Raw genomic sequence first — 12,713 nt, forward strand, 5'->3', positions numbered from 1 at the left:
TGGTCAGAATTTCGGGCCTTCGCCGCGCTCGCCTTCCGCAAATGTCAGGCCGCCCAGGCGCGCATGAACTCTGCCGCCGTTGGACATGGCCAGGGCAAAGAGCACCTCGTTGGGACGGGGGCCGTCGGCGACGCTGATATCGATTCCATCGAAATGGCTGCGAACCCACGGGCTGTGGACGCTGACAAGCGGGATATGCAGCCGATCTCCGGCGTTGCCGATGATCTGGCCAGCGGAGACGAAGCCACGCACGCCCAGCAGTTTCTTGATGGCAGCGCCGCCCGGTGCATGCCAGGCCGCGCCGGTCTCGATATCGCCGTTGATGCCGACAATCGTGCCTTTGCCGAAGGATTCGATCGCGCTGCCTTCCAGTTCCAGCGCATCCAGCAGGCGCCGGGCCAGCGTCGCACCGAGCTCCTCGAGTGCTTTCATCCAGTCGGAAAGGTCTTCGACGTAACGGCCTGCATAGGGGTTGGCGACGATTGCCGCGGCGGCACCCTTGCGAAGCGGATGCTCAACCGGCTTTCCGCCATCGTGCCAGATATCTTCCACAAAGACCGCGATCTTTCTGCATGCAAGTTCAACCATCATTCGCTCCCTTCGCCAGCCAGACAGAGATGCCCGGCATATGCGTTTCTCAAATTTCGTTATAAACTAATTATTTCGAAAATTAAATTTATGCTAGACAAAATTTTTTATGACGGATATTTTTTAATCATGGCCGGTCCATTCTCGGCATCCGCCTGATGATTTAAAAATGAATCCGAGTCGTGCTGGGAGGCGCGGCGGTTGTTCCAAGTCACATTGTGCGTCACGCAAAGACGCTATCGGATCGCCCTTCCGGCGAAGCGATGATTTGCGGTCAGATTTTTACGGCAGGCATATGGAGTGACGCCGACAGTCATGAACGGCACGTCACCCAATGAGGAGGTTGAGTTATCGAATGACACAGCAAGATATCGGCATTCAAAGAGTATTCCGAAAAGCGCGCCCGGCTGACCATCCGGATGCGCGCTACCCCGGCTTTCGCCCTCTTCAAAAGACATTCCGCGCCGGAACGCAGGTGCGCGAAGGGGCGCTTTCACTGACATGCGATATCGTGATGGATCAGGACGTCGCGGTCGAAATGCGGGACGGCAAGCATATCTATGTCGATATCTTCAGGCCGGTGGGCCATGATCAATCGCTGCCGGCGCTGGTAAACTGGGGGCCTTACGGCAAACAGGGCGGGGGTGCGATTACCTTTGAAGACCTGCCGTTTCGCGGCGGCGTTCCGGTAAGCGCGCTTTCGGGGCTGGAAATGTTCGAAGGCGTCGATCCGGGCTACTGGTGCCAGCATGGCTACGCTGTCGTCAACGTCGATGCCCGCGGTGTAATGAGCAGTGAGGGCGACATTCATTGCTGGGGCCGCCAGGAAGGCCGGGACGGTCATGACCTCGTCGAATGGATCGCCCGCCAGCCATGGAGCAATGGCAAGGTTGGTCTGACGGGAACATCGTGGCTTGCCATCGTGCAATGGTTCATTGCCGCAGAAAAGCCACCGCATCTGGCAGCCATCTCGCCTTGCGAAGGCTGGACCGACCTCTACCGGACAGACGTCGTACGCGGCGGCATCCCCGACACCGGGTTCAACGATCACATGCTGTCCAAGTTCTCGGGCGGCGGTGGGGTCGAAGACATACCGGCGATGGTGCGTGCCAATCCACTGATGAACGAATACTGGCAAGACAAGATACCGGACCTCGCCAGCATCGACGTGCCGACCTATGTCATCTCCAGCTGGACGAACCTCATCCATGCCGTCGGCACCTTCAACGGCTGGCGCGGCATCGCCTCGCAGAAGAAATGGATGCGGGTGCACAACAGCCATGAATGGAATGACTACTACACCGAGTTCGAGGATTTGCGCCGGTTCTTCGATCGCTTCCTGAAAGACGTCGACAATGGATGGGATGCGGTGCCGAAGGTGCGGCTGGCCGTGCTGGACCCCGGCGGCAAAGACACGGTCGACAGACCGGAAGCCGACTTTCCGCTGGCCAATACACAATACACACCGCTTTATCTCGATGCGACATCCGGATCGATGGCACTCGACAAACCGCAAAAGGCAGGCTCGGTCGATTATGATCCTGTCGACAAGGCCGGGCGTGCGGTCTTTACCCACCGGTTCGAGCGAGACACCGAAATCGTCGGCTACATCAAGCTGCGTCTGTGGGTGGAAGCGCTGGAAGCCGACGATCTCGATCTTTATGCAGAGGTTCGAAAACTCGATGCCGATGGAAAACATCTCGGCTGCTGGACCTTCCTGCCACCGGGGAAATCCCGCGATGAACCGCCGGAAAACCCTGAAAACCAATCCGGTATGGTGGTGTTTTCCGGCGCCAAGGGCATTCAGCGCGCCTCCTTGCGGGCGACCGATCCGAAACTGTCTGGCCCAGCCATTCCGTACCATACCTTCGACCGCGTCGAAAAACTGACTCCGGGTGAGGTTGTTGCGGTCGATATCCAGATATGGCCGCTTGGCATGCGCTGGTCGGCTGGCCAGCAAATCCAGCTGGTGGTGGCTGGACATAAGGTCTCCGGCCTTGAGTTTCCGGGTCTTGCTGGCCCCGACACGATCAATCGCGGTCGCCATGTGATCCATACCGGCCCCGATTATGATTCACATCTGCTTTTGCCCGTGACCGGATAAGCCACGCCGAAGCTGCACTGACAATAAAGGCCTTGCCGGACGGCAAGGCATGATGATGGAGGACATCTTGAAAATCGCAGTAATCGGAGCCACCGGAACGATTGGCGCCCATGTAACACGCCTGCTTCTCGAGCGTGGACACGCGGTAACGGCCATTGCCCGCAATACCGAAAGCATTGCAGACCATCCGCTGCTGACGCGCAAGAAAGCGGACCTGTTTCGTTTTCCCGAATTGCAGGAGGCGATTGCCGGTCATGAGGCAATCGTGGTCGCCTTCGCGCCGAAAGATAACAGCTATCTTGGATATACGCAGTTGGTGGAAGCGGCCTGGCGGATCAAGCGGGCGTTCAAGGCAGTCATTCCCGATGCCTATTTCCTCAACATCGGAGGAGCCTCCAGCCTTTGGACCCCACGCGGGTTCCAGATGTTCGAAGACCCGCAATGGCCGCACTGGTTCTTCAATGCCGCCGAGCCGGCTCACTGGCACCGCCTTCATATCTTGAGCGGCGGCGTGCCCGCCTTCAAGGAAATGGGAGAACAGCGCGACCGGATTCTGGCTGATCCCTCCAAGGATCGCTACGCCAATTTCACGGGCGAGATCATCGAGACCTGGTATCGGGAAATAGACAAGATTTTCGGTAAAGGCATGGGCGGTCGCGCCCAACTCGAACTGTTCGAAAGTGACCTCAGCCTGCGGTGGAGCTTCGTATCGCCACCATGGTTGCTCGGCCAGCCCGAGGTGACAGGGCGATATCGCACGACGATCGATTTGCTACCCGTCGAAGACGGACAGCCTGCAGGCATTTCCGTCGAGGATCTCGCATTGGCGATTACAGATGCCGCCGAAAAGCAGGACCGCGTCCACCAGCACTGGAGTGCTGCGCGCGTATTGCCGGAAGGCGTGACGGGTTGATCTTCACCCCTTGAGAGAGGCCGGCCTGCGCAACGCGGGCCGGCCTCTTTATGTCAGGCTGCTTTCACGCCGGCATCTGCAGAGAACAGATGCGACGCAGAGCTTAAAACGTTTTCTGTCGTTTCCCGAATGTGACGCTCGATCAGATCGAGAGCTTCCGGCGAACGATCCAGCACCGCATCGCGGATGATCTTGTGTTCGGCTTCTTTCGGACGCCAGCTCGTGCGGAACTGCGCCGACATGCGCCGGTAGCGGTGCGCCCTGTCGAACAGTTTCTGCCGGATTTCCAGCAGCAGAGGCGAACGGCAGGCGCTGACCAGCGACGTGTGGAACTTGCTGTGCAGCATCGTCCACTCAGCATCGGCCTGATAATTGTCGCCCAGTCTCTCCTGAAGCCTTTCCATCCGGTGGAAGACCGCCAGAATACCGGCTTCCCAGCTGTCATCGCCATATTGCATGGACAGGCGCATCAACTCACGGTCCAGAAGCACGCGCGCATTCGTCAGATCCTCGAGATCCGCAATGGATACAGGTGCAACCGCAAAGCCTCTTTGCCCCTCAGACAGGACAAGCCCCTCTTCAGACAGCCTTGCCAGCGCTTCGCGAAGCGTCGAGAAGCTGACCTCATAACGATCCTTGAGGATTTCGAAGCGCAACTTTTCACCGGGGGTCAAACGACAGCTCAGGATGTCATCACGAATGCGAAGCAGGACGTCTCCTGCACGGGTTTCTCCCTTGGTTTTCATGCTGGACCATTCCCTTCTCTGGCTAATATGGGCTCGGCGATTCCAAGCGAGACGTTACCCACAGATAATAATCGAAAATTTCGCAAAATTCAAGTTTTTTCGCATATTTCAACTTATGGAGGCAGAACGCATTGCAGCAAAATCAAAACTATAAAGATCAATAATTTCGCAATATAGAATTTTTTCGAAATTTCTTGATTTTCTCATTCGTGCGGATTATGCCTTTTCATAGACGTTTTTTATGCCAGTTCAGCGGAGGAGTTGCATGGCCCAGATCGTTCACGCAACGGGACATTTGAAGATTAACGCGAAGGATGCGGAGGCATTGGTTCGCGATTCCACAGATATTTTGGGACTTCATGTGACCCGTCAAACCGGCAATCAAACATGGTTGTCATCCAATGGCCGCGCAGCGGAACTCGTCGTCATCGACGCGGGAGAGAATTCCACGCACACGATCGGTCTAGAAGCACTTACCGCCGAGGACGTGCGAAGCGCAGCTTCCCGGATCGAAGAGGCAGGCTGCACCATCGTTGCCGATGGTCCCAGCCTCGACTGCATGGATGATGGCGTAACCTTCACCACACCGGAAGGTCTGCGCTTCGAAATCCACACGCCTATCCGTGACTCGATTTTCCAGCCACGCCAAGACACGCTCGGCGTCGGCCCGCGCCGACTGGATCACATGAACATTCTGACGCCGAACCCTCTGGCGACATTCGCGCAGTTGAATTTGATCGGCGATCTGCGCCTGGCCGAAAAGATGGTCGACAATTCGCTGACCTGGCTTTATGGCGGCAATCGCCAGCATCACGTTATCGGTCTCGTCAAAGGCCAGGGTCCGGGGCTGCACCACTATTCCTTCGAATTCGTGGAATTCAACATGTACTGCCGTCTGGGCGACCTTCTCGACCGGAAGGATCGTCAGGTCCTGTGGGGACCGGGACGCCACCGTCCGGGCGACAATACTTATGCCTACTATCTCGACACGAGCGGCGCGATGGTGGAATGCTCTGGCCCGATGGCGTCGATTGCCGACGAGAAATATTTCAAGCCGCGCGTCATCACCAATCTCGAAAGACCCGGCAATGTCAGAGAAATGAACGTCTGGGGTTCTCCCGCCCCCCTGGAATGGCGGCAGCATTTCCATCCCTTTGCGGCGCTCTGACGCCTGCTGAGATGATGGCGCGTCCGGGTCATATGAAAAGCCGGACCGAATATGAAAGCCCAAAGGAGTGGAGGAGTGATCCCCTGCGGGTTTTAAAGACAGGCGATCTGTTCCGCCAGTCAAAGCGCCAACGTGACGCTCTCCTTCGACAGCGTCACGGTCAGACTGAAAAGGGAGACGGGTATGCGGCCCAAAGCTTTGCAGTTCTCTGCCAGCGCCGCCTTCCCTGAGAGGACTTAGGAGGAACCAAAATGATGCTTGCCCGGGTCGACCGTACAGCCTTGGCTGTGACGGAGCGTATTGCCGCGTTCGGTGTTCTGGCGATCGTGGCTGTTGCCGTGATCACCGTTGCGGATGTGGTGCTGCGTGAACTCTTCCACAGCCCGATCCGTGGCCTCAACGAAATCACCCAGCCGCTGATGGCGCTGGGGGTTGCGGCCTGCATTCCAGCCGGGGTCATGGGCCGGGTGAACATCACCATCAACGCCCTGGAAGGCCTTGTCCCCAAAATCGCATTTGCCTGGCTTCGGGTTCTGAGCGCCTCGGCGCTGTTTCTCTTTTTCGCGCTGGTGACGGCAAGATTATGGGCGCTGGCGGCCAGAGCGAGCGAACTGGGCAGCACGACATCCATTCTCATGCTGCCGACCGGCACCATGCTGAAGGTGACGACCACCCTTTTGTCACTGGCAGTTCTGGCGCAGATCGTTCCCATCACGCGCACCGTTGCCGATGCATTTCAACTCAATCGGCGCATCTCAACGATCGTTTCGACCGTAATTGTCTGCCTGGCGGCCATCGCCATCATCTGGTGGCCGTCCATCAGCGCTTTCCTGCTGTGGCTCATCGAAATGCCTTCTGCCGATCTGGCGCTTGCCTGTTTCGGCCTCGTTCTGGCATCGGTTCTTCTGACGATCCCGGTTGCCTCGGCAATGGGCCTTTCCGGTCTGTTGGGCAGCGTGATCCTGCTGGGCAACGGCCCCGGGCTGACGATGTTCGGCATCAAGGTGCATGAGATGCTGTTCAACGACAGCCTCGCCGTTCTGCCGCTGTTTCTTCTGATGGGCTCCTTCGCAACGATTGCTGGCATGTCGGGTGAGATTTATCGCTGTGCGCACGCCCTGATCGGGCATCTTCGCGGTGGTCTCGCCATAGCAACGGTTCTTGGATCGGCCGGGTTTGGGGCGCTGACGGGCTCCTCCCTCGCCACTTCTGTCACCATCGGCAAAGTGGCGCTGCCAGAAATGGAATCGCGCAAATACAGTCGCTCGCTTGCGGCCGGGACGGTTGCAGCCGGAGGCCCGCTCGGACAGCTCGTACCGCCTTCCACCCTCATCGTGATCTACGCACTCCTGTCTGAGGAGTCCGTCGGGACGCTGTTCATCGCCAGCATTGGACCGGCGATCCTGACGACGATCCTCTATATCGTCGCCATCATGATCATCACTCACTTCCGTCCCGAACTCGGGCCACCCGGCTCCCGTTCGACCGGTCGTGAGATCGCCTTTTCGCTTACCGCTTCCTGGAAAGCCATCCTGCTGATCGGCTCGGTGATCGGCGGCATCTACACCGGCATATTTACCGAAGTCGAAGCGGCTTCCGTTGGCGTCATCGGCGCTTTTACCGTCGCCGTGATAAAAGGGGCCGTCAGACGCGACACCATCTGGGACGTGATGCGTGAGACGACCGCAACGGTGGCGCTGATCTACCCCTTGATTTTCGGTGCAGTCAGCTTCTCATTCCTGATGGGCATTTCCGGCCTGCCGGATTTGTTCGTGCACATCATGACCTCCGTCACGCAAGAGCCTATGCTCATCGTTGTGATGATCGTGGTCATGTATCTGGTGCTCGGCACCGTCATGGATAGCAACGCCATCATGATCATCACAGTGCCGGTGTTTCTGCCGTTGATCCACCAGCTTGGACTAGACCCCGTATGGTGGGCGATCCTGACGATCTGCCTCGTCGAGACAGGGTTGATCACACCACCATTCGGTCTCAACCTGTTCATCATGAAGTCGATCGATCCGAAGCTTACCCTGCCGGAAATCTATCGCGGCGTGGCCCCGTTCATTCTGGCGGACCTGTTCAAGATCGTGCTGCTGATCGCATTCCCGTTCATCACGCTGTGGCTGCCCGGAACGCGTTAGCGCGCCCGACAATACCCAATTTGGGCAGCCGCCACAGGCGCTGCCAAGACCGACTGGAGAGTTGAAATGGAAAAGAAACTGAGATTTGGCGTCATTGCAGGCAGTCTGCGCAAGCAATCCTTTAGCCGTGCGCTGGGAAACTGCCTTGAGAGCCTGGCACCCGCCAACATCACTATTGAGCAATTGCCGTCAATTGGTGATCTTCCCCTTTTCAATCAGGATATTCTGGATGAAACAGGTGCGCCTGCGGCGCTGACAGAACTGGCCGAGCGTATCGCAGCCGTCGATGGCGTCATCATCATATCGCCCGAGTATAACTGGTCCATTCCCGGCGCTTTGAAAAACGCCCTGGACTGGCTCTCGCGTCTCAACCCCAATCCGCTTGCGGAAAAACCGGTGACGCTGTTTACCTGCTCGCCCGGCCTTTTGGGTGGCGCACGGGCACACCCACCGATCCGCAACGTCCTGCATGCGCTGGATTGCCGTATTCTGGCGCGCCCGGAAGTCCAGATCACCCAGATCAAAGGGAAGATGGCACCCGATCTCAGCGCGGTTACAGACACCGCGACAGCCGAGTTCATCACCCAGCGCCTTTCGGCGTTCGGTGCCTTTGCACAACGGGGCTGACGTCACGTCTTGCATGAGAGGCATCGCCAAAATCATCATGGGAGGAAAATGATGAAAAGACGCGTTCTATTGATATCCATGCTGCTTGCGGCTTGCCTCGGCTCGGTCGCGCATGCCGAGCCGATCGAACTGCGATTTGCCGTCTCGTCGTCGGCGCAGGTGTTCTACAATTCCAAAGCGCTGATCCCCTGGGCCAAAAAAGTCACCGAAGATTCCCAAGGCACGCTCAACGTCAAAATGTACTTTGCCGGAGCGCTGGGAAGGGCCGGGCAGTTCGTCGATATCGTCGAGAGCGGTGCCGCCGACATCGCAATGGACATTACCTCCTATTATCCAGGCAGGTTTCCGCAGGCCGACGTAACGTATCTGCCATCGCTGGTCGGTGACGATGCCGTCAAGGCGTCGGACGCGCTGTGGTCGATGTATGAGGAAGGCCTGTTCGACCGCGACTTCGCCGGTCTGAAACTGCTGGCCATCGGCACGCCGACGGCCGCCATGCTGATGACGACCGAAAAGCCCGTAAAGCTGCCATCCGACACGGTCGGTCTGAAGATTGGTGCCGGCGGCAGAATGAAGGCATCCATCCTGGACGCCACCGGTGCGGCCATGATCAATCTCGAGGCCTTCAACATGTATCAGCCGATGGAACGCGGCGTGGTCGATGGCGTGATCACCCACATGACCGGCGTTCCACCCTTCAGGCTTTACGAAATCGGCAAATACTACACGATGGTGCCATTGGGTGGCTCGTTCACACCCGTCTTCATGTCACAGGCCCGTTTCGATTCCCTGCCGGAAGCCGCCCGCCACGCCATCGAAATCAATTCCGGCGCGGTGCTGACGAAAACGCTCGGCACCGTCTGGCAGAAGGCCAGCGACGACGGCGTCGCACTGGTCAAGCGCACCGGCGGCACCATCATCACGCCCGACGAGGCACAGCATGCAGAATGGGAAAAGACGATGCAGCCCGTCGTGCAGGCCTGGATCAAAGGCGGTGACGACAGGCAGAAGATTTTCGATACGCTCAAGGCAAAGCTTGCACAATAAGCCCGGCGCACCGGCTCTTCATGAAACCTTCGGCGCTGGCGTCACACCGACGCCAGCGCCTTCACCATAAACGGGCGGGATCGTAAACCCGACAGACCCGCCAACCGCATTCTGCGATTTCATCAATCGTCATGCGCTTGGCAGGTGGCGTTCGTTACGCTGCCATCTCGAGGCACATGGCTATGCCCATTCCGCCGCCAATGCACAGCGTGGCGAGGCCCTTTCGAGCCTTGCGGCGCTGCATTTCATGCAGAAGCGTCACGAGCACTCTTGCGCCGGACGCTCCGATGGGATGGCCGATGGCAATCGCGCCTCCGTTGACATTGACCCGATTTGGGTCCCATTCCATGTCTTTCAGCACAGCGCAGGCCTGCGCAGCAAAGGCCTCGTTTGCCTCGATCAGATCCAGATCGCCCGACGTCCAGCCAGCTTTTTGCAAGGCCTTTCGCGATGCGGGAATTGGGCCCGTGCCCATGAGCTTTGGATCGACACCCGCCGTTGCCCAGGAGGCGATCCGCGCCAGAACAGGAAGTCCTCGCCTTTGCGCTTCGTCTTCCGACATCAGAAGAACGGCTGCTGCACCGTCATTGAGCCCGGAAGCGTTACCGGCCGTGACCGAGCCGTCCTTGGCAAAGGCGGGGCGCAGAGCTGCGAATTTTTCCGGACTGGCATCGGCGCGAATGTACTCATCGCGGTCGATGACAACGGACCCTTTACGGCTTTCGATCGTAAAGGGCGTGATCTCGTCCTTGAAGTGGCCCGCAGCCTGCGCAGCAGCCGCCTTGCGCTGTGACTCGTAGGCAAAGGCATCCTGCTGCTCACGCGTTATGCCGAAAGCAGCAGCCACGTTTTCAGCCGTTATACCCATGTGATAGCCATTGAATGCATCTGTCAGGCCATCGACCAGCATGGTATCCTGAAGGGTGACGGAGCCCATTTTCGCAGGCGTGCGCAGGTTCTGACAATGCGGCGAGAGCGACATGGATTCCTGTCCGCCGGCGACGATGATCGTCGCGTCACCACTGGAAATCTGTTGCGCCCCAAGAGCAACCGCCCGCAGACCGGAACCGCAGACCTGATTGATCCCGAAAGCGGTTGCCTGCTCTGACAGGCCGGCTTTAATCGCAGCCTGCCTGGCTGGGTTCTGCCCCTGCCCCGCCGTCAGAACCTGACCGAGAATGACTTCATCGACGGCCTCCGGGGCTACTCCCGTCTTGGCGAGGAGGCTGGATATAACAGCCGCCCCCAGCTCATGGGCAGGCGTTGCTGCAAAAGAGCCCATGAAACTGCCAACCGCCGTGCGGCTGGCTGCTACGATGACGATCCCACTCATGACACAGCTCCTTCCAGAGCAACCTCGAAAGGCGCATCCGTTTTTTTTCTGATTTCCTCGACGGTAACACCATCGGCCAGCTGGATGAGTGTCAGCCTGGATGGCCCCTGACGAGCAACGGTGAAGACCCCGAGATCGGTGATAACGAGATCGGCCACACGCTGACCCGTCAGCGGGAGATTGCAATGTTTGAGCAACTTCGGCTCACCCTTGGCCTCATGCTCCATGACGACAACGACGCGTTTGACGCCAGCCACGAGATCCATGGCCCCACCCATGCCTTTGACCATCTTTCCGGGTATCATCCAGTTGGCGAGATCGCCACTTTCCGAGACCTGCATGGCGCCGAGGATCGACAGGTCGATATGGCCACCGCGCACCATCGCAAAACTATCGGCGGAGGAGAAATAGCTGGTTTTGGCAAGTTCCGTGATCGTCTGCTTGCCCGCATTGATGAGATCGGCGTCTTCCTCTCCCTCGAAGGGGAAAGGCCCCATACCCAGCATTCCGTTTTCGCTTTGCAGCGTTACCTCCATTCCCTCAGGAATGTAGTTCGCAACCAGCGTGGGAATGCCGATGCCGAGATTGACGTAAAAGCCGTCCTGCAATTCCCTTGCAGCCCGTGCTGCCATCTGTTCGCGTGTCCAGGCCATCTTATGCGGTCTCCTTCTGCGCTCTGGTCCGCGTGGTACGTTGCTCGATCCGTTTTTCCGGATTGGGGACGTGGACGATGCGCTGAACAAAAATTCCCGGCGTATGAACGTGGTCCGGGTCGATTTCACCCGCAGGCACGATGTGCTCGACTTCGGCAACCGTGAGCTTTGCAGCCGTCGCCATGACCGGATTGAAATTGCGCGCGGTCTTGCGGTAGACGAGATTGCCTTCGCTATCCGCCTTGAAGGCGTGGATGATGGCGAGATCCGCAACCAGCCCGGTCTCCATCACATAATCACTTTCGCCGAAGCGGCGAACCTCCTTGCCCTCCGCGATGAGGGTGCCGACCCCGGTTTTGGTGTAGAAGGCCGGAATGCCCGCGCCACCGGCGCGAATGCGTTCTGCCAGCGTGCCTTGCGGATTGAATTCGAGCTCGAGAGTGCCTGACAGAAACTGCTCGGCAAACAGCTTGTTCTCGCCCACATAGGACGAAACCATCTTTCGGATCTGTTTCGTTTCCAGCAGAATGCCAAGGCCGTACCCATCGACGCCCGCATTATTGGAAATGACCGTCAGGTCTTTCACGCCAGACAGGCGAATGGCCTCGATCAGGCTGGTGGGTATTCCGCACAGTCCGAACCCGCCGGACATCACGGTCATGCCGTCTGACAAGACATCCGCCAGAGCTTCTGCCGCCGTTGCTTTCAGTTTCCTCATATCTCCTCCTTCTCCGCCGCTAAAATGCGCGATGGCTCTTTAAAAGTAAGCTTGATCAGTTGCACCGGTTAGCCGTATTTATACGGCAACGGGGGGAGCAACAGATGACGGAAGACGGCCAGGATAATCGCTTTTTGCTGAGAGAGATACCGGTGCCCATGGTCTATGCCACGCACCGCATCATCCGTGATTGCAACGAGGAATTTGCCAGGCTTTTCGGTTACCTGCGGCTTGATCTGATCGATGAGAGTTTTGCCCGCCTCTATCCCAAGCATGCCGACTTCGTGCGCACAGGACGCATGTGGAAAGCCCATCTGCCCGGTGGCAAGGTCTATTATGACGAACGCATCATGACGGCGAGCGACGGCAGGCGGTTCTGGTGTCAGGTTCACGGACGAACGCGTCATGCAAAAGACCCTTTCGCTCAAGCCTTATACTGCTTCCAGCCCCTGGCCCGACCCGTTGCCCAGCAACGCCTTACGCTGACCGATCGCCAGCGACAGATCGTGACGCTCATCGCGCAGGGAAAAACGAATGCGACTATTGCCGCAGAACTGGGCTTATCGGCCAGAACCATCGAGTCGCATCGCGCACGGCTGATGAAAGCAGCCGGACTTAAAAACACGGCAGAACTCGTCGCTCATTTTGCAACGGAGAAATGATCCCGGG

The 12,713-nt window shown here is 58.1% G+C and carries 12 protein-coding genes; 7 read left to right on the forward strand and 5 right to left on the reverse strand.

Translation table 11 applies throughout. From position 1 onward, the window contains the following. Window positions 1–3: 3 nt before the first annotated feature. Window positions 4–588 (reverse strand): amino acid synthesis family protein, encoded by a 585-nt coding sequence (locus tag ASF29_RS12835; protein WP_200925538.1) that lies wholly within the window; start codon window positions 586–588, stop codon window positions 4–6. Window positions 589–943: 355 nt separating this feature from the next. On the opposite strand from ASF29_RS12835, the gene ASF29_RS12840 reads away from it, so the two are divergent. Continuing rightward, window positions 944–2,692: a CocE/NonD family hydrolase gene (locus ASF29_RS12840; protein WP_062451076.1), complete on the forward strand. Its 1,749-nt coding sequence runs from the start codon at window positions 944–946 to the stop codon at window positions 2,690–2,692. A gap of 67 nt (window positions 2,693–2,759) precedes the next feature. Then, a complete protein-coding gene (locus ASF29_RS12845) occupies window positions 2,760–3,605 on the forward strand; it encodes an NAD(P)H-binding protein (protein WP_162237903.1) in 846 nt (281 codons plus the stop codon). A 53-nt stretch (window positions 3,606–3,658) separates the two neighbouring features. Here ASF29_RS12845 and ASF29_RS12850 read toward each other — a convergent pair whose 3' ends face one another. Then, window positions 3,659–4,351 (reverse strand): GntR family transcriptional regulator, encoded by a 693-nt coding sequence (locus tag ASF29_RS12850; protein ID WP_062451078.1) that lies wholly within the window; start codon window positions 4,349–4,351, stop codon window positions 3,659–3,661. A gap of 265 nt (window positions 4,352–4,616) precedes the next feature. On the opposite strand from ASF29_RS12850, the gene ASF29_RS12855 reads away from it, so the two are divergent. The 4 genes from ASF29_RS12855 (at window position 4,617) to ASF29_RS12870 (ending at window position 9,340) form a co-directional block, all read left to right on the forward strand. After that, window positions 4,617–5,519, forward strand: coding sequence for a VOC family protein (locus ASF29_RS12855; protein ID WP_062451079.1), 903 nt, complete (start codon window positions 4,617–4,619; stop codon window positions 5,517–5,519). 251 nt (window positions 5,520–5,770) lie between these two features. Further along, window positions 5,771–7,666 carry a TRAP transporter large permease subunit gene (locus ASF29_RS12860; protein ID WP_062451080.1) on the forward strand — a complete coding sequence of 632 codons (1,896 nt, stop codon included), beginning with the start codon at window positions 5,771–5,773 and terminating at the stop codon, window positions 7,664–7,666. 66 nt (window positions 7,667–7,732) lie between these two features. Further along, the gene (locus tag ASF29_RS12865; protein ID WP_062451081.1) at window positions 7,733–8,293 is read left to right on the forward strand and encodes an NAD(P)H-dependent oxidoreductase; all 561 of its coding nucleotides are present in this window, start codon (window positions 7,733–7,735) and stop codon (window positions 8,291–8,293) included. Window positions 8,294–8,344: 51 nt separating this feature from the next. Beyond that, window positions 8,345–9,340 (forward strand): TRAP transporter substrate-binding protein, encoded by a 996-nt coding sequence (locus tag ASF29_RS12870; protein WP_062451082.1) that lies wholly within the window; start codon window positions 8,345–8,347, stop codon window positions 9,338–9,340. Window positions 9,341–9,494: 154 nt separating this feature from the next. Here the strand turns inward: ASF29_RS12870 and ASF29_RS12875 are convergent, their stop codons facing one another. The 3 genes from ASF29_RS12875 to ASF29_RS12885 are packed head-to-tail and all read right to left on the reverse strand — an operon-like array spanning window position 9,495 to window position 12,044. Beyond that, window positions 9,495–10,673: an acetyl-CoA C-acetyltransferase gene (locus tag ASF29_RS12875; RefSeq protein WP_062451083.1), complete on the reverse strand. Its 1,179-nt coding sequence runs from the start codon at window positions 10,671–10,673 to the stop codon at window positions 9,495–9,497. Further along, the gene (locus tag ASF29_RS12880) at window positions 10,670–11,326 is read right to left on the reverse strand and encodes a 3-oxoacid CoA-transferase subunit B (RefSeq protein ID WP_062451084.1); all 657 of its coding nucleotides are present in this window, start codon (window positions 11,324–11,326) and stop codon (window positions 10,670–10,672) included. Before ASF29_RS12880 ends, ASF29_RS12875 begins: the two co-directional genes overlap by 4 nt. Window position 11,327: 1 nt before the next feature. Further along, the gene (locus ASF29_RS12885; protein ID WP_062451085.1) at window positions 11,328–12,044 is read right to left on the reverse strand and encodes a CoA transferase subunit A; all 717 of its coding nucleotides are present in this window, start codon (window positions 12,042–12,044) and stop codon (window positions 11,328–11,330) included. Window positions 12,045–12,148: 104 nt separating this feature from the next. Between ASF29_RS12885 and ASF29_RS12890 the strand changes: the two genes are divergently transcribed. Then, entirely contained in the window at window positions 12,149–12,706 is a 558-nt protein-coding gene (locus tag ASF29_RS12890; protein ID WP_082453494.1) for a LuxR C-terminal-related transcriptional regulator, read from the forward strand. The last annotated feature ends 7 nt before the right edge of the window (window positions 12,707–12,713 follow it).

Source organism: Rhizobium sp. Leaf262 (genome assembly GCF_001422245.1).
GTDB lineage: Bacteria > Pseudomonadota > Alphaproteobacteria > Rhizobiales > Rhizobiaceae > Agrobacterium.